Raw genomic sequence first — 16,265 nt, forward strand, 5'->3', positions numbered from 1 at the left:
GATTTCCCTCTTGAATCACCCGGTTTCGCTCGCGCGAGCAGCGCTACTCCTGTGCGAGGTAGCCCCTGCGACACTCCGGACAGATGTCGCCAGCGCGCAACGACGACCCCGCGACCCCCTCGCGGTGGCCGCACTCGGGACAGACGAACTCCGCGTCGACGTCGTGGTCGTCGGCGGGACCGTCGGGGGCCGGGACGCTCCCGCTAGAGGTGAACCCCGCCGAGAGGTCGGCCCCGCCCGCGCTCGCGCCGCCCTCGCTGGCCCGCAGGGTGTCGCCATCGGCGTTGACGAACTCCACCTCGTCGTCCTCCTCGTCGACCTCGGGTGCCGACTCGGGGGTGAGACCCCCGCCGAACTCCACGTCGGCGTCGCCGCCGGACCCCGGCCGGGCGTCGAACCCCTCGTCCTCAGTGCCCACGTCGGGCCACTCGCTGGGGGCGCTCTCGCCCTCGACCTCGGCGGGGTGGGTCGAGTCGGCGTCGGGCCACTCGCCGGGCTCGCGCCCCGGGTCGTCGGACGCGTCATCGCCATCGTCGTCCAAAATCACGCCGTCGTCCTCCTCGGCCGACCGAGGTTGCTCGAAGTCGTTCTCCATCCCGGGAGAGGCGGCGCGGGCGGAGCCGCGGTCGTCGGCTCCGGCCGACCCGACGGTCGCGCCAGCGCCACCCGCGGTTGCCCCGCCCGCCTCCGCGCTCGCGCCGCCCGCTCCGGCGTCCTCGCCAGCTGACTCGCCGCGTTCGCGGCCGGGCGTCTCGATGGCGGTGACCTCCTTGTTCTCGGAGACCACGTTGCGGTTGCCACACCGCGCACACTCCTCGAACTCCCGGACGGTGACCACGACTTCGCTTCCCTGCTCCTCGCGCTCTCGCTCGATCTCGGCCTCCCCGTAGGTGTGACCGAGCAGCGAACACCTCAGACTCATTGTGCTGTTCCTTACGTTCATGCGTGGTAAACCCTGTGTTTCGGCGTGTGACGCGCGTCAGACGGTGGACGGGATGGTGCCGGTGAAACGACGGGGGTCGTTGATTGAATAGAGAAATCGAGCTAGATAGCCGCCGAGCGAGTTTCGGTGCGGGTTACGAACGAATCCCCCGGTCCGGTGTGTGCGTTCAAAAGTGAAACCGAGGGACGGTATCGCAAGAAGGGAGTACGGACGAGCGACGGAAATCGAATGAAGGCGACAAAGCGCAGGCAGAGGAATCGCCCTCCGACAAAGACGAAGGGTTCAGAGAGTCACCGAGTTCGATTCGGAAAGCAGTACGGGAGAGCCGAAAATCAGTGGGGCACGCGACCCGAGGAACGCAGAACTGGGTACAAGGCCAGCCACTCTCGGTTAGAAGTGTATTTACACTTGCGGGTGCGTGGGTCGTCAACGACCTCGTGACACGGACGGCCGGTCAGCAGTAAGCTACCGAAGTCCCAGTAACTGAGGGGAGAATCGGCGCGTTCGAACGGGAAGATTCGCGGCGCTCGCGGAGTTGCTCGCGGCGCAAAACAGTGGACCCGCTGGGATTTGAACCCGAAGCCAGACGGTCCGGGCGTGCGGCGCGAGCGCCGTTCCGGGCGTGCGACTGGCAGGGGTTCAAATCCGCTCGTCGTACGATTCGCGCCGCTCGCGGATTTGCTCGCGGCGCAAAACAGTGGACTCGCTGGGATTTGAACCCAGGGCCTCTTCCTTGCGAAGGAAGCGATCTACCGCTGATCTACGAGCCCGCGAACGCAATAGGGCGTAGCGCGCCCACTTATTAGAACCTTATGTTTCGACCCCGGTACGCAACAGGTGGGCACGCCCCGCGAGCCCACCCAGCACGAAGCCGGTGAAGTGGGCGACCAGCGCGACGCCCGGCCGGGCCGTGAGCAGGGTGACCCCGAGCGCGAACGCGACCAGCAGCGCGAGGCGGCCGCGCTCGCCCAGCGGGAGCCGCCGCAGGACCGCGCCGGTGACCGCGTTGCCCGCCAGCAGATATCCGAGCAGGCCGAACACCGCGCCGCTGGCCCCGAGGACCGCGTTCGCCGGGCCGACGACCCCGGAAACGACGACCTGCGCGAGGCCCGCGGCCATCCCGACCGTCGCGAAGAAGGCGTGGAATCGCCACCGGGTCGTCACGCGCTCGACGGCGAACCCGACCAGCACCAGCACGGCGGCGTTCGAGACGAGGTGGCCGACGCTCGCGTGGGCGTACACGCTCACGAGCAGGGTCCACGGGCGGGCCTCGACGGGCGGGGCGAGGACGAACAGCCCGGTCGCGAGCGACTGGGAGACCAGTCCCACGAGCGACTGGGCACCGAACACGGCGACGAAGACGACCAGCGTCTCCAGCGTCGGACTGCGGGCCGACTCGGAACGGCGGGGTGGCCCTTGCACGCACACTCGTAGGAGCGGAGACGACAAAAAGACCGGGGAGCGTGCGCGCATGCGCGCGGCTGTCAGATGATGAAAGAGAGAATCGCCCGCCAGTCGAACGGCGGGAGCGAGCCGAGAGGTGACGCCTCTCAGCTCACGTCAGTTCCGGAAGACAAACCGCATCTTCCGACCTTCGGCTCGCTCGCGCTCGCCTCAGTTCCGGAAGACAAACCGCATCTTCCGACCTTCGGCTCGCTCGCGCTCGCCTCAGTTCCGGAAGACAAACCGCATCTTCCGACCTTCGGCTCGCTCGCGCTCGCCTCAGTTCCGAAAGACAAACCGCGTCTTCCGACCTTCGGCTCGCTCGCGCTCGCCTCAGTTCCGAAAGACAAACCGCGTCTTTCGGCCCTCGCGGAATCTTCGATTCCGCTCAGTCCTCGAGGACGATCTCGATGGAGACGTCGTTCGGGACCTGAATCCGCATGAGCTGTCGGAGCGCGCGTTCGTCGGCGTCGATGTCGATGAGGCGCTTGTGGACGCGCATCTCCCAGTGCTCCCACGTCGCGGTCCCCTCGCCGTCGGGGGACTTTCGGGTGGGGATCTCCAGCGTCTTGGTCGGGAGCGGGATGGGACCCGAGAGCGAGACGCCGGTTTTGTTGGCGATCTCGCGGACGTCGTCGCAGATGTCGTCGAGGTCCTCGGGGCTGGTGCCCGCCAGACGGACGCGTGCTTGCTGCATGCGTTATCGCTCGTTGACGCTGAGGACCTTGCCAGCCGCGATGGTCTGACCCATGTCGCGGACCGCGAAGCTACCGAGTTCCGGAATCTCGCTGGACGGCTCGATGGACAGGGGCTTCTGGGGTCGGACGGTGACGACCGCGGCGTCGCCCGACTGGATGAAGTCGGGGTTCTCCTCGGCGACCTCGCCCGACGAGGGGTCCATCTTCTTGTCGATGGATTCGATGGTGCAGGCGACCTGCGCGGTGTGGGCGTGGAAGACCGGCGTGTAGCCGTCGGTGATGACCGACGGGTGCTGCATCACGACGATCTGGGCCTGGAACGTCTCGGCGACGCTCGGCGGGTCGTCGGCGGGGCCACAGACGTCACCGCGGCGGATGTCGTCCTTGCCGACGCCGCGGACGTTGGTACCGACGTTGTCGCCGGGTTCGGCCTGCGGAATCTCCTCGTGGTGCATCTCGATGGACTTGACCTCACCGCTCACGTCGCTGGGCTGGAACGAGACGTTCTCGCCGGTGTTGAGGATGCCCGTCTCGACGCGACCGACGGCGACGGTCCCGATACCCGAAATCGTGTACACGTCCTGAATGGGCATCCGGAGGTCGGCGTCCGTCGGCGGCTCCGGCGGTTCGAGGTCGTTGAGAGCCTCGAGGAGAATCTCGCCGTCGTACCAGTCGGTGTTCTCGGACTCCTCGGCGATGTTGTCGCCCTCGAAGGCCGAGATCGGGATGAAGCTGGCGTCCTCGGTGTTGAACTGGACCTGCTTGAGGAGCTGCTTGACCTCTTCGACGACCTCGTTGTAGGTGGACTCCTTGTAGTCGACGACGTCCATCTTGTTGACGCCGACGATGAGTTCGTCGATACCGAGGGTGCGGGCCAGGAAGACGTGCTCCTGGGTCTGGGGCGCGACGCCGTCGTCGGCCGCGACCACGAGGACCGCGTTGTCGGCCTGCGAGGCACCCGTGATCATGTTCTTCACGAAGTCGCGGTGGCCGGGACAGTCCACGATGGTGAAGTCGTAGGCGTCGGTGCTGAACTCTTGGTGGGCGATGTCGATGGTGACACCGCGCTCGCGCTCTTCGGCGAGGTTGTCCATGACGTAGGCGAACTCGAAGCCGCCCTTGCCCTTCTCCTCGGCCTCTTCCTTGTGCTGTTCGATGACGTGCTCGGGTACGCTCCCCGTCTCGTAGAGGAGTCGGCCCACGAGCGTACTCTTACCGTGGTCGACGTGGCCGATGATGGCCAGGTTCTGGTGTTGTTCGTCGCTCATTTGTATCTCACGCGCAGACGCGCTCTGTCGGTATCTTTTGGCAGAAGCAGTTAAAACCATTTCGATACGCTATGCTGGCCACCCCGACGCAGTCAGGCGGTTATTGGTAGACCGTCGCACGATTCTCGTCTCGCGCCGACGGATTAGCCCGGGGCCTGTCGGAAATGTTGACGCTCACTCGCCGAGTCGGTTCACGTCGGCCAGCACCGCCGTCGCGGTCTCGGGGCCGCCCGCGCCCCGACCGCTGAGGTTGAGGCGGCCCGCGTGTTCGGTCTCCAGTTGGACGATGTTGCGCGTACCCGACACCGCCAGCGTGCCGTTCTCGGGGACGAGTCGCGGGCCGACCCGGACGCCCCGGGGCGTCGCCTCGCCGATGAGTCGGACGGTCCGACCGTCCTCGGCCGCGAGTTCGAGCGCTTCGCCCGGCAGGTCCTCGATGCCCTCGACGTCGGCGTCTTCGAGCGAGTACTCCCCCTCACCCAGCACGTTCGCTAAGATGACGCACTTGAGCCCGGCGTCGGTGCCGTTCACGTCGAACGAGGGGTCGGCCTCCGCGACGCCGAGGTCCTGGGCCTCCGCGAGGACGTGTTCGTAGCCGAGTCCCTCGGCGGCCATCCGCGAGAGGACGAAGTTCGCCGTCCCGTTGAGGACGCCCCGCGCGGCGGTGATGGCGTCGGGACCGTAGTCGTCGATGGTCGACAGCACCGGAATCGCGCCCCCGACCGTGGCCTCGAACCGGACCCGGCCCGCGCTCTCGCGTTCGAGCGCGCGCAGGTCGGCGTACCGCTCGGCGACCGGCCCCTTGTTCGCCAGCACGACGTGGCGGTCGCGTTCGAGCGCGGCCCGGACGTGACCGAATCCCGGCTGGGCGTCGCCGAGCGTGGTCGGGGTCGCCTCGACCAGCGCGTCGTACTCGGCGTCGAGGGCGTCGGCGGGGTCGGCAGACCCCACGCGGCCCTCGGCGTCCTTCGATTCGAGCGCCGCGGTCAGGTCGATTCCGTCGGAATCGACCGCGGCGCTCGTCGAGTCGGCCAGCGCGGTGACCTCGTGGCCGTACTTGCCCGCCAGTTCGGCGACCGACCGGCCGACCGCGCCCGCGCCGAGGATGGCGATCCTCATGCTGACCCCTCCAGTTCCGCCAGCGGTTCGACCACGCGGAGGTCCTTGCGGTCGGCCACATCGCGGATCGCTGTCAGCGCCTCGCCGGTCGCGCCGGTCTCGGCCGCCAGCCGGAGGCGCGCGCTCGACTCGTCGGCGGTGCCGCCCGGTGCCGACAGCGACACGTCCACGACCGAGGCGTCGGCGCTCGACTCGATGGACGACAGCGTCTCCGAGAGGTCGGTCTCGACGACGTGACCGACCAGCAGGACCGTCACCTCCTCGCTGTAGCGCTCGGCACCGGCCTGCATCACGTTGACGCCCGCCTCGCGCAGGCCCGAGACGATGGCGTCGAACCGGTCGGGCGGACATTCGAGGTCCACCTCGACCGGAATCCGTCCCCGGGGTGTGAGCGACCCGCGCTCGTGGAAGACCGACAGGAGGTTGCCGCCGTTGTCGGCGATGGGTTCGAGCGCCCGGAGGAGTTCGCCCGGTTCGTCCACCAGTTCGAGTCGGACCGTGTGCGCTCTGGGTTCGCCAGCGCTCGCGTCGTCGCTCATCGTTGTGAGTTCTCACGCGCGGGCGGGCTTAAGGCTTCAGGCGACCCCAAATTTGGCCGCCCGTTCGCGGTCGGCCCGCACGACCGCCCAGACGCCAGCGGTGACGCCGACCAACAGGAACGAGACGAGGGCGGTTTAGAGGAACGAGACGAGGGGGTTCCATGGGGCCGTCTCGACGTATGCGAACGAGTCGCTTCAGTATACGCCACCTACGCGAGCCACAGGTCCGACCTGAACGAGAACGGGGAGGTGAGCGGTCGGCCGCGACGCCACTCGCTCTGCATCACATCGAAATGGAAACGTGAGAACCGACCGCGAGCGCGCGTCGACTAGAAGTAGTCGATGGCCTCGGGCAGTTCGGTCTTCATGCCCTTGCGCTCGCGGATTTCGATGATGGTCTCGCGCTGGAGGTTGTCGGCCATGACCTCGAACCCGGCGTTCTCGGTGTTCCACGACGCGCGACCCTCGGTCGCGCTACGGATGTCGCTGGAGAAGCCGATCATCTCGTCGACCGGCGCGATGCCCTCGACGACCATGAGGTCGCCCTCCTGGTACATGTCGTCGACGCGGCCACGGCGGCCCTGAATCTCGCCGGACGCCGCGCCCATGTGGTCGTTGGGCACGTCGATGCGCACGTCCTGCATCGGTTCGAGCAGGCGAACTTCACCCTGCACGAGCGCGTTGTGGACCGCGTTGCGGACCGCGGGGATGACCTGCGCGGGACCGCGGTGGATGGTGTCCTCGTGGAGCTTGGCGTCCTCCAGTCGGAGGAGCGTCCCCTGAACGGGCTCGCCAGCCAGCGGGCCGTCGTCGAGCGCCTCTTCGAGGCCCTCGATGACGAGCTCCATCGTCTCGTTGAGGTGCTGGATACCCTTCGTGTCGTCGATGAGGATGTTGGTCCCGTGGATGTGCTCGACGTTCTGGGACATGTCCTTCTCCATGCCCGCCTCCTGGAGCGCCTCGCGGCGCTCCTGCTCGGGCATGTCCATCGAGATGTCGCCCATCTTGATCTTCTCGATGATCTCCTCGGTCAGGGGCTGGGCCTGGATGTAGAACCGGTTGTGGCGGTTCGGCGAGATGCCCTCGATGACCTCGGTCATCTCCTGGATGGCCTCGCGGAACACCACGATGGGTTCACCGGTGTTGACCGGGATGCCCTGATTGCGCTCGATGCGCTGGGTGATGACTTCGAGGTGGAGCTCGCCCTGCCCGGAGATGAGGTGCTCGCCGGTGTCCTCGTTGATGGTGACCTGAATCGTGGGGTCCTCCTTCGAGACCTGCCGGAGCGTCTCGATGAGCTTCGGGAGGTCGTCCATGTTCTTGGCCTCGACCGACTTCGTGATGACCGGCTCGGAGATGTGCTCGATGGACTCGAACGGCGTCATCTCGACGCTGGACACCGTCGACCCCGCGATGGCGTCCTTCAGACCAGTGACGGCGGCGATGTTCCCGGCGGGGACGCGCTCGACTTCCTCGCGCTCGCCGCCCATGTAGATGCCGACGCTCTGGACGCGGTTCTTGCCCGCGGTCCCGGAGACGTACAGCTCTTGGCCCTTCTCCAGCGTGCCCGAGAAGACGCGACCCGCGGCGATCTCCCCGGCGTGGGGGTCGATGCCGATGTCGGTCACCATCAGGACGACCTCGCCGTCCTCGTCGACCAGACGCATCTGCTCGGCGAGCTCGGACTCGTCGTCGCCGCGCCAGATGCGCGGGATACGACGGGGCTGGGCCTCGATGGGGTCGGGGAAGTGCTCACAGACCATGTCGAGGACGACGTCCGACAGGGGCGTGCGCTCGTGGAGCTCCTGGCGCTTGTCGGCGCGTTCGAGCTCCATGATGTCGCCGAAGTCCATCCCGGTGCGCTGCATCGACGGCATCGAGACGCCCCACTTGTAGAGGGCCGACCCGAACCCGACCGTCCCGTCCTCGACGGAGACGGTCCAGTCGTCGATGTCGTCCATCTCCTCGGTCATGCCGCGGATCAGCTCGTTCACGTCGTCGATGACGTTGAGCAGACGCCGCTGCATCTCCTCGGGGCCCTCCTGCAGTTCGGAGATGAGGCGGTCGACCTTGTTGATGAACAGGGTGGGCTTGACGCCCTCACGGAGCGCCTGTCGGAGGACGGTCTCGGTCTGGGGCATCGCGCCCTCGACCGCGTCCACCACCACGAGCGCGCCGTCGACGGCGCGCATCGCGCGGGTCACGTCACCGCCGAAGTCGACGTGGCCCGGGGTGTCGATGAGGTTGATGAGGTGGTCGGTGTCCTCGTACTCGTGGGTCATCGAGACGTTCGCGGCGTCGATGGTGATGCCGCGCTCCTGCTCGTCCTCCTCGGTGTCCATCATCAACTGCGTCGCTTCGCCCTGGTCGGCGATCATGCCAGCACCGGCCAGGAGGTTGTCCGTCAGGGTCGTCTTGCCGTGGTCGACGTGTGCGGCGATTGCGATGTTCCGGATGTGCTCCGGCTCGTCCATCAATCGCTCGCACTGTTCGACGATCTTCTTTCGTCTACCCATTATGGATGTTCTACCCGTAGGAAGTTGAAAAGCGTAGTGTTTCGAATCCGGCCAAACCGGCCGCAAGCCCTGTGAAACACTCACAACCAACGCAAGAGTCTTGTCCGACGAAGCCTTGCTAATCGTACGCATGGATGTTCACGTCCACGAGCCCGGTCCGTCAGCGCCGTTTCTCCGCGCCCGCGACCTCTTCGAGACCGGCTACGACCTCGACCGGCCGGTCCACGTCCACGTCCGCGACAGCCCCGACGAGCGGACGTGGACCGCCCATCCCGAGGGCAGGCACGTCCTGAACATCTCCCGGCAGGCCGCCACCAGCGCGATGGCGCGCGAACTCGCCCTCCACGAGTACGCCCACATGGCGCGCCACGAGCAGGCCCATCCCTCCCACACCCAATCGACCGAGGAGGTCCTGTTCCTCGCGCTCTCGGGCACGTCGGTCGAGCGCAGGCGGGTGACCCACTGCTACCAGATCGCCAACCACATGAAGGACATCTACGCAGACGACATCACCCTCCGGGTCGGCCCGACCGACAAACTGGTGTCGTTCCTCGAATCCGAACTCGCGGCCGCGGTCGCCGACCGGCCCACGCCGAGACGCCACGGCCCGGCGGGCGACCGGGACGGTCTCCGCATCACCAGCACCGCCGACCCCGAGATGACCGCGGTCAACGCCGCGTTCGCGCTGGCGCTGGTCGAGCGCCACGGACTCGTCGACGGGGACCACCGCCTCTACGACCTCGCGCACGCGGCGGCCGACGACGCGACCGACGTGGACCTGTGGGGGTTCAAGCGCCGGTTCGAGTCGCTGGGACCCGACCCCGACGAGAGCGAATACCGCCGCAACCTCGTGGACGCGGCCCGCGAGTACGCGGTTGGCGACCCCGGGCGGGCGGCCGATTAGAAGCGGTCGAACTCGAATCGCGGCGACTCGGCGTACCGGACGCTACCGACCGCGACGAGGATGCCCGCGATCACGTCGGTCCCCCAGTGGATGCCCAGATACATCGTCGAGAACGTGATGCTGGCCGCCAACAGCGTCGCGACGTAGAACCACCCGCGATAGACCTCCCGGGTCCGGGCCGCGAGCAACGCGACCGTGACCGACAGCGAGGTGTGTAGCGACGGGAAGACGTTGGTGTTGCTGTTGACCTCCGCCGTCAGCAGCTTGTACTCGGGGTAGGTCGTGAACAGCAGGCCCTCGACCATCTCGGGCATGAGGTTCCGCGGCCCGTACGCGATGAACGCCAGATAGCAGAGGACGCCGATTCCGTAGTTGAGCGAGTAGGCGACGATGGTCTGGCGCAGTGGCTCGGTGTCCTCCAGCGCGAAGTACGCCACCACCGGGAAGATGAGCAGGAAGGCGTAGCCGTAGACGTACACGTACGAGAAGTACGCCGTGAGCATCGGCGACGCCAGCGTCGACTGGAGGTGGGCGACGAACTGCCCCTCGATGGCGTGAATGATGCCGGTGACGTTGTAGCCGACGATCCACGAGAACTCGGGACCCAAGTCCCGGACCACGCTGTTGACGGCGAGGAGGGCGACCAGCACCGCGACGTACGGCCCGACGGCTCGCAACCGTTGTCGGGCCGTCGCCGGAATCCGGGACAGGCGCGCCAGACCGACGAACACCGGGCTGGCGACCGCGATCAGGGCGAAGACGACGAACAGGACCTGTGCGATGATGCGAACGGGAAGCATTCGAGGTCACCGGTTCACGAGCGTGTTGCCGTCGTATCGGTATCCCGCCTGACGGAACGCCTCGCGGGCCGCCTCGACGTCGAGTTCGCCGTCGGAGCCAAAGAATGGTAGCACGGGGTCCTCGCCATCCCACGAGAGGTCGGACGCCTCCCAGTCGGTGACTGCGAGCGGGCTCGCGGCGGGTATGGCGTAGCCGTCGAACACCTCCGAGGCGACGTGCTCCTTGTCGAGCAGTCGGGCGACGTTTCGACGGAACCGCGGGTTCCCCAGCGGTGGCCGCTGGACGTTGAACCCGAGGTGGTAGAACGACCGCGAGGTCTCGACGACCAGATTGATGTCGGAGCTTCTGGCGAGTCTGGGGACGATACTCGGTGAGACGGGCGACGCCATCGCGTCGGCCTCCTCGGTTTCGAGGAGTTCGACGGCCGACGGTTCGGAGGGAGCGACCTGCAACACGAGTTCCTCGAAGCCGACCTCGAACCGCGGGCGTTCGTCGTCCGAGTCGTCGTGGAGGAAGTGGTCGTCGAATCGCGAGAACACCACCTGCTCGGCCGCGTCCTTCTCCTCGAACTGCAACGGACCGCTTCCCACCGGTTCCGGGTTGTCCCAGACGACCGCCTCGGTCGTCCGGTCGCCGAGGTCGATGCCCGCGACGTCGGCGTCGCTCGACTTCGACTCCCAGATGCGCTCGGGGAGTATCGGCACGGTGAACGCGCGTTCGGCGACCGAGGGGTCGCTGGGGACGAACGCTATCTCGACCGTCCGAGAGTCGACCTGCTCGATGTTGTCGACCAGCGACACCCGAGACCGGAACATGGGTGCCGGAACCGGGCCGTCGTCGCTACCGAGCGAGGTGTCGGCGAGGAATCGGTAGGTGAACACCACGTCCGAGGCGGTGAGCGACTCGCCGTCGTGCCACGTCACGTCCTCGCGGAGGGTGACGCTGGCGACTGGTCGGTCGTCGCTCGCGTCGTGGGTCCACTCCCAGTCCTCTGCGAGCCACGGTCGCAGGCTCTCGTCGTAGCGCCGGGCGAGCGGGTCGTACAGCAGTCCCGTGAACGTTCCCCGGTTCCGGAACTCGGTCGCCAGCGGATTGAGGTTCTTGGTCAGCCTGTCGTCGGTCACCAGCAAGTCCACCCGTTCTGCGTCGTCGCTCACTGGGTCGAGCGCGAGGTAGCCGAGCGGTCGACCGAGTCCGTACTGGTTCCAGCCCTCGAACCGGTCGGTCCGAGCGCCCCACACGTCGTCCGGGAACGCGACGACGGTGAACGGTTGCTGTTGGGCGACGGTCTCCTGGAGTTCCGCCAGCGTCTCGTGGCGTTCGGAGCCGTGTCTTCGGCGCTGAACGTCGAGGAGTTCGTCTACGTCGAGGTCGGAGTACCCGAAGGGGTTCTGCCACCCCGGTTCCTCGATGTACTTGGAGTGGAGCAGAGAGCGCAGAAAGTCCGGGTCGTCGTATCCGGGGTGCTGGGCCACGTAGATGTCGAACTCCTTGTTGATGAGCACGTCGCGGAGGAGTTCCTGTTCGTCCATCGGCGTCACGCTCGCGTCGATGCCGACCTCGGTCAGGCGCTCGGTCACGATTCTAGCGATGTGGGCCGCCTGCGAGTCGATGTCGGCGGGGACCGTCTTCACTTCGAGCGACACCTGTCGGGAGGGGTCGCGATTGGCGATGCTTCGGACGCGTCGGACACACCCCGCGGTACTCGCGGTCGCGACGCCCGCAACACCCGCGAGTAGCGCGCGCCTGCGACCGTCGAGTCGGCTTCCGTCGTCGTCGAGCATCGTATCTTCTTGCCCCATCCAGCTACGGTCAGGCCCATTACAAGTGCTCGGGTATAGACCTGACGGTATTTCCCGAATCGGGGCAGGAAACCGCCACGTTCGGATTCGCGGCGAACGGAATCACTCCGCGGGACCGAGTCGGACGAGCACGTCGTCGCGCTCGCGTGGGAACGTGTCGCCGCGCGGGCGACCGTCGCGGTTCGACGTGATGGCGTAGAGGTGACCGTCGGGTCCCTGCTCGACGTGGCGGACCCTGCCGAGCACGTCCTCGAAGGTTCGGTGGGAGGTGGCCGCGAGCGCGTCGTCGTACCACGAGTCGTCGTACGCCTCGGCGTCGCCGTCGCGGGGCGGCCCCTCGCCTTCGCGGTTGAGCGTCACGACGTTGACGTGCTGGCCGATGAGCGTTCCGACGACCAGCCGGTTCGTCCACTCGGGGACCGTCTCGCCGGTGTAGAAGACGCAACCGCAGATGCCCCACGACTCCTCGGCGGTGTTGACCAGCGGGTGGGCGTAGGCGTCGTCCTCGGAGTACTCCTCGCGCGTGCGAACCTCGGGCCAGCCGTAGTTCTCGCCCGCCCGGAGGAGGTTCACCTCGTCGCGGCCGTCCGGGCCGTGTTCGGTGACGAGGGGCCGAGCGTCCGGGAGCCACGCGATGCCCTGCGGGTTCCGGTGGCCGTAGGTGAACACCCGGGGGTCGCCCGCGTCGGGGTTGTCCGGATGTGGCTCGCCGTCGGGCGTGAGTCGGAGGACGCTCCCCGGGAGCGCGTCGGGGTCCTGCGCGAGGTCGGGGTCCCCCGCGTCGCCGACCGTGACCCAGAGGTAGTTCGCCGGGCCGAACGCGATTCGCCCGCCGTTATGAACGGTGTCGGCCGGGATGTCGTCGACGAGGACCTCCGCGGTGTCTGCCGGGTCGTCGGCGTCGATGTCGTATCGGACGACCCGATTCACCGTGCCGTCGTCGGTCTCCGCGGTGAAGTAGACGTAGACGAACGGGGCGTCCGGGTACTCGGGGTGGACCGCGACCCCGAGCATGCCGCCTTCGCCGCCCTCGACGAACCACGTCTCCCAGTGGGGCTCGTCGTCGGGTCCGGGCGAGAGCGCCTCGGCGTCGATGACCGAGTCGGGTGCCGCGATCCGCTGGAGGTCGCCGCCGTCGAACTCGTGGACCCGGCCGGTCCGCTCGGTCACGAACAGTTCGCCGGTGGGCGCGAACGAGAGGTCCCACGGGATTTCGAGGTTCTCGACCAGCACCTCGACCTCGACGTCGGCCGGGAGCGGCGGGTCGGTCGGCCCCTCCCAGTCGGGGTCGTAGCGCTCCCACTCGGTCTCGTCGTGGGTCACCTCGTAGTCGTACTCGGGGGTCGGCTCGCCGACTTCGACCTTCCCACAGCCAGCGAGCGCGGTAGCGCCCGCGGCCGCGAGGAAGTGCCGTCTGGAGGTCGTCGGAACTCCGTCCATACCCACCGGTGATTTAGGCACACCTAAAAGATATCCATTCGGCTCGGCCGTGGGAACGACCGACGGGGTGGGTCGGGACCAGCTATTAGCCCCTCCGTGCCGTCCGCTCGCACATGTCGTACACCAAGGTGGATTCGCGCGACGTGGACCCCATCGCCGACGGACTGCGCTTCCTCCGCGACCCGCTCGACTGCGAGAAACTCGGCGTGACCGTCCTCGACGCCGACCCCGGTTGGACCGGCAAGGAACACGACCACGCCGACGACGGCCAAGAGGAGGTGTACGTCCTGCTGGAGGGGTCGGCGACGGTCTCGGTCGAGGGCGAGGACGTGGAACTGGAGTCCGGCGAGGCGCTCCGGATTCCGGCCGACGCGACCCGGCAAATTCGGAACGGCGACACCGAGAGCCAGTTCGTGCTGGTCGGGGCGTCCGGGGAGTGACTCGCCGACGACTCGCCGACCGATAGCGTCCCCGACGACTCACCGACCGATAGCGGCGGCGCTCCGCCGAGCGCCGCCGCTATCGGAACGTGGAGAACGAAAGCAGAGAAATCCGCTTAGCGGGCCGCGGCCGCGACGCGCTCTTTCTCTTCTTTCTGGTTGATGGCGTAGGTCTGGACGTCGTAGTTGGCCGCGCCGACGAGCTGGTCGGCGAGCGCGTCGGCGGCGTCGGTCGAGGTCTTGAACGACGCGCTGTGGACGCCCTCGGCGATGAACTTCAGCGACTGGTCGACACGGCGCTGGGGCGCGACGTCGACGGCCTTCGGCACCGAGATGCCGCCGTACTTCAGGCGGACGGTCTCCTCGCGCGGGGCGGCGTTCTCGACCGCCTCGACGAGCACCTGCACCGGGTTCTCGTCGGTGCGCTCGTGGATGGTCTCGAACGCGTCGCGGACGATCTTGAGCGTCTGCTGTTTCTTGCCGGTGTTCTCCTCGGTCTGCATCAGGCGGTTGGTGAGCCGCTCGACGACCGAGACCTCGCTCTTCTTGAACTGCTTGCCAGCGTGGCGGCCCATCGTGTGGGCGACCGGCGTGACGTTGATGTAGCGCTCGGTCGAGGGGTCGCTGTACTCGACGTTCGTGACGTCCCACTCGCCGAACAGCTTCGCATCGCCTACGGTCTCCTCGTCGGTCGCGACGGGCGCGTCGGGGTCGGGTTGGTCTTCTGCCGCCATGGTTATCGCACCGGCTTTTCGGCGTTTCCGCGGACCAGTTCTTCGAGGCTCACGCCGTTGACCTTCTCGACCTTGTAGTTGACGCCACCGAGGTCGCCCATCGCGCGGCCCTTCGCGCCGCCGATGCCCGCGATGGTGACCTCGTCGTGCTCGTCGATGAACGAAATCGCGCCGTCGCCGGGGCAGAACGCGGTGACCTGCTTGCCGTTCTTGATGAGCTGGACCCGGACGCACTTCCGGATGGCGGAGTTGGGCTGTTTGGCCTCGACGCCCACCTTCTCCAGAACGATACCTCGGCCCTGCGGCGCGCCTTCGAGGGGGTCGGACTTCACGTTGAGGCCGCGCTCGCGTCGGGCGTAATCGGAGTCGGACCACCGGTGATTCTGGCGGTCCTTCTTGAGTTTTCGCGCTGCGTACTTGCCGTTCGCCATATGGCGTGGACTATCCGACGGAGCTACTTAAGCCTCCCTCTTTCGAGACGGAGTTACGGCCGCAGGTCGCCCGAGAGGGGTCGATTACGGAATCTGAGCCCGTTTCAGCGAATGGTTCTGCTCGTCGCTTAGGGCCGATTCGCCGCCGAGAGCTAGTGGTTCGGGGTTCGGGGGAAAACTGCGGGTTCTGGATTTCTATTTTCGGAAGCGGGGGTCACATTCGAATCGACGCCAACTACGAAACTACTCAGTCCTCGAAAGCCCCCGCCCGCTCGCGTGACCGCGAGCGGGCGGCCCCTTTCAGTCCCACCTCGTGGATTGTTCCACCGGTCGTCGCTCCGTGGACTGGTCCACCCGGCGCGCGCTGGTGCGGCCCCGGCGGTCTGGGGCCGCACCAAGGCGTGCGAGGGATGACTGAGCGAGCGACCGAAGGGAGCGAGCGAGGGAGTCGGTTGGGGAGGGTCGTGGCCTGCGGTCGCGGTGCGGTCCTCATAGGTGCCGGGAGTCGCTAGCTTCTCCGGCGCAGTCGTCGCGTCGAGTGGAACCGAGTCGAGTCGAGTTCCTATCGCGTCGAGTCGAGTTCCTATCGCGTCGAGTCGAACGGGGCTAGCGACTCCCGGTATCTAGAGAACCCACTCGCTCACTTCCATCGCTCGCCCGCCGTGGAACGCGAGAATTCACGAACCCTGCCTCAACGGAAGGCCGCAAAGAGAAGCCGAGAAACGGAGAATCCAACCTACGTCAGCTGTATGTCGTCGATGTCGTAGTGTCGCTTTGCCAACTTCTCGGCGGCGAGGATGTTCCGGCCGCCCTCGCCGATGGCGACGCCGGTGTCCTCGGTGTCCACCTCGGCGTAGGCCACCGTCTCGTCGCCCTCGCTGACGGTGACGTTGTGCACCGCCGCCGGGGCCAGCGCGTTGGCGACGAAGTCCTCGGGCGTGTCGGCGTCCTCGACGAGGGTCACGTCCCTGCCGAGCTGGCCCTCGACCTTCCGGACGTTCTCGCCGCCCGACCCGATGGCTCGGCCCATGTCGCCCGGCTTGACGAGGAAGACGACGCGCTCGTCGGGCGCGTCGTCGCCGTCCCTCTCGTCCTCGAAGACGACGCAGTCGCGGGCGGTCGCGCCCGTCTCGTCCTCGAAGAGGGCGATGTACTGGCGGGCCGTGTCCGAGAGCGTGACGACCATC

Annotated in this window: 15 protein-coding genes and 1 tRNA gene; 2 read left to right on the forward strand and 14 right to left on the reverse strand. The window is 67.2% G+C overall.

Translation table 11 applies throughout. The features are described from left to right. Positions 1 to 43 precede the first annotated feature (43 nt). The 8 genes from NGM10_RS06355 to NGM10_RS06390 all read right to left on the reverse strand — a co-directional run bounded on the left by NGM10_RS06355 (position 44) and on the right by NGM10_RS06390 (position 8,526). On the reverse strand, positions 44 to 922 hold the full coding sequence (locus tag NGM10_RS06355; protein WP_253483065.1) for a DUF7093 family protein: 879 nt from the start codon (positions 920 to 922) through the stop codon (positions 44 to 46). A gap of 719 nt (positions 923 to 1,641) precedes the next feature. Next, positions 1,642 to 1,713, reverse strand: a tRNA-Ala gene (locus NGM10_RS06360). A 40-nt stretch (positions 1,714 to 1,753) separates the two neighbouring features. Then, positions 1,754 to 2,365, reverse strand: a complete 612-nt coding sequence (locus NGM10_RS06365) for a rhomboid family intramembrane serine protease (RefSeq protein ID WP_253483066.1) — start codon at positions 2,363 to 2,365, stop codon at positions 1,754 to 1,756. A gap of 409 nt (positions 2,366 to 2,774) precedes the next feature. Further along, a complete protein-coding gene (rpsJ, locus tag NGM10_RS06370) occupies positions 2,775 to 3,083 on the reverse strand; it encodes a 30S ribosomal protein S10 (protein WP_115794767.1) in 309 nt (102 codons plus the stop codon). A gap of 3 nt (positions 3,084 to 3,086) precedes the next feature. Next, positions 3,087 to 4,352, reverse strand: a complete 1,266-nt coding sequence (gene tuf / locus NGM10_RS06375) for a translation elongation factor EF-1 subunit alpha (RefSeq protein WP_253483067.1) — start codon at positions 4,350 to 4,352, stop codon at positions 3,087 to 3,089. A gap of 174 nt (positions 4,353 to 4,526) precedes the next feature. Beyond that, positions 4,527 to 5,471, reverse strand: coding sequence for a homoserine dehydrogenase (locus NGM10_RS06380; RefSeq protein ID WP_253483068.1), 945 nt, complete (start codon positions 5,469 to 5,471; stop codon positions 4,527 to 4,529). Continuing rightward, a complete protein-coding gene (locus NGM10_RS06385) occupies positions 5,468 to 6,010 on the reverse strand; it encodes an amino acid-binding protein (RefSeq protein WP_253483070.1) in 543 nt (180 codons plus the stop codon). Before NGM10_RS06385 ends, NGM10_RS06380 begins: the two co-directional genes overlap by 4 nt. Positions 6,011 to 6,339: 329 nt before the next feature. Continuing rightward, a complete protein-coding gene (locus tag NGM10_RS06390) occupies positions 6,340 to 8,526 on the reverse strand; it encodes an elongation factor EF-2 (protein WP_253483073.1) in 2,187 nt (728 codons plus the stop codon). A 130-nt stretch (positions 8,527 to 8,656) separates the two neighbouring features. Between NGM10_RS06390 and NGM10_RS06395 the strand changes: the two genes are divergently transcribed. Continuing rightward, positions 8,657 to 9,430: a DUF5781 family protein gene (locus NGM10_RS06395; protein ID WP_253483074.1), complete on the forward strand. Its 774-nt coding sequence runs from the start codon at positions 8,657 to 8,659 to the stop codon at positions 9,428 to 9,430. Here the strand turns inward: NGM10_RS06395 and NGM10_RS06400 are convergent. From NGM10_RS06400 to NGM10_RS06410, 3 genes are all read right to left on the reverse strand, one after another. Further along, positions 9,427 to 10,230 (reverse strand): phosphatase PAP2 family protein, encoded by an 804-nt coding sequence (locus tag NGM10_RS06400; protein WP_253483075.1) that lies wholly within the window; start codon positions 10,228 to 10,230, stop codon positions 9,427 to 9,429. The genes NGM10_RS06395 and NGM10_RS06400 overlap by 4 nt on opposite strands. A 6-nt stretch (positions 10,231 to 10,236) precedes the next feature. Continuing rightward, positions 10,237 to 12,033, reverse strand: coding sequence for an ABC transporter substrate-binding protein (locus NGM10_RS06405; protein ID WP_253483076.1), 1,797 nt, complete (start codon positions 12,031 to 12,033; stop codon positions 10,237 to 10,239). A 102-nt stretch (positions 12,034 to 12,135) separates the two neighbouring features. After that, positions 12,136 to 13,473: a PQQ-dependent sugar dehydrogenase gene (locus NGM10_RS06410; protein ID WP_253483077.1), complete on the reverse strand. Its 1,338-nt coding sequence runs from the start codon at positions 13,471 to 13,473 to the stop codon at positions 12,136 to 12,138. A gap of 113 nt (positions 13,474 to 13,586) precedes the next feature. Here NGM10_RS06410 and NGM10_RS06415 point away from each other — a divergent pair, with 113 nt between their 5' ends. Next, on the forward strand, positions 13,587 to 13,913 hold the full coding sequence (locus NGM10_RS06415) for a cupin domain-containing protein (RefSeq protein ID WP_253483078.1): 327 nt from the start codon (positions 13,587 to 13,589) through the stop codon (positions 13,911 to 13,913). 116 nt (positions 13,914 to 14,029) lie between these two features. Here NGM10_RS06415 and NGM10_RS06420 read toward each other — a convergent pair whose 3' ends face one another. The 3 genes from NGM10_RS06420 to NGM10_RS06430 all read right to left on the reverse strand — a co-directional run bounded on the left by NGM10_RS06420 (position 14,030) and on the right by NGM10_RS06430 (position 16,264). Beyond that, on the reverse strand, positions 14,030 to 14,647 hold the full coding sequence (locus NGM10_RS06420) for a 30S ribosomal protein S7 (RefSeq protein WP_253483079.1): 618 nt from the start codon (positions 14,645 to 14,647) through the stop codon (positions 14,030 to 14,032). Positions 14,648 to 14,649: 2 nt separating this feature from the next. Beyond that, positions 14,650 to 15,078: a 30S ribosomal protein S12 gene (locus NGM10_RS06425; RefSeq protein ID WP_253483081.1), complete on the reverse strand. Its 429-nt coding sequence runs from the start codon at positions 15,076 to 15,078 to the stop codon at positions 14,650 to 14,652. Positions 15,079 to 15,814: 736 nt separating this feature from the next. Further along, positions 15,815 to 16,264: a NusA-like transcription termination signal-binding factor gene (locus NGM10_RS06430; protein WP_253483084.1), complete on the reverse strand. Its 450-nt coding sequence runs from the start codon at positions 16,262 to 16,264 to the stop codon at positions 15,815 to 15,817. Between the last annotated feature and the right edge of the window lies 1 nt (position 16,265).

Origin of the sequence: Halorussus salilacus (genome assembly GCF_024138125.1) — an archaeon.
GTDB lineage: Archaea > Halobacteriota > Halobacteria > Halobacteriales > Haladaptataceae > Halorussus > Halorussus salilacus.

Coding starts and splice junctions, on each gene's coding strand:
- NGM10_RS06425 (WP_253483081.1), bottom strand. CDS start 15,078: ATGGCGAACGGCAAGTACGCAGCGCGAAAACTCAAGAAGGACCGCCAG.
- NGM10_RS06395 (WP_253483074.1), top strand. CDS start 8,657: ATGGATGTTCACGTCCACGAGCCCGGTCCGTCAGCGCCGTTTCTCCGC.
- tuf (WP_253483067.1), bottom strand. CDS start 4,352: ATGAGCGACGAACAACACCAGAACCTGGCCATCATCGGCCACGTCGAC.
- NGM10_RS06385 (WP_253483070.1), bottom strand. CDS start 6,010: ATGAGCGACGACGCGAGCGCTGGCGAACCCAGAGCGCACACGGTCCGA.
- NGM10_RS06400 (WP_253483075.1), bottom strand. CDS start 10,230: ATGCTTCCCGTTCGCATCATCGCACAGGTCCTGTTCGTCGTCTTCGCC.
- NGM10_RS06410 (WP_253483077.1), bottom strand. CDS start 13,473: ATGGACGGAGTTCCGACGACCTCCAGACGGCACTTCCTCGCGGCCGCG.
- rpsJ (WP_115794767.1), bottom strand. CDS start 3,083: ATGCAGCAAGCACGCGTCCGTCTGGCGGGCACCAGCCCCGAGGACCTC.
- NGM10_RS06430 (WP_253483084.1), bottom strand. CDS start 16,264: ATGGTCGTCACGCTCTCGGACACGGCCCGCCAGTACATCGCCCTCTTC.
- NGM10_RS06415 (WP_253483078.1), top strand. CDS start 13,587: ATGTCGTACACCAAGGTGGATTCGCGCGACGTGGACCCCATCGCCGAC.
- NGM10_RS06380 (WP_253483068.1), bottom strand. CDS start 5,471: ATGAGGATCGCCATCCTCGGCGCGGGCGCGGTCGGCCGGTCGGTCGCC.
- NGM10_RS06390 (WP_253483073.1), bottom strand. CDS start 8,526: ATGGGTAGACGAAAGAAGATCGTCGAACAGTGCGAGCGATTGATGGAC.
- NGM10_RS06405 (WP_253483076.1), bottom strand. CDS start 12,033: ATGGGGCAAGAAGATACGATGCTCGACGACGACGGAAGCCGACTCGAC.
- NGM10_RS06355 (WP_253483065.1), bottom strand. CDS start 922: ATGAGTCTGAGGTGTTCGCTGCTCGGTCACACCTACGGGGAGGCCGAG.
- NGM10_RS06420 (WP_253483079.1), bottom strand. CDS start 14,647: ATGGCGGCAGAAGACCAACCCGACCCCGACGCGCCCGTCGCGACCGAC.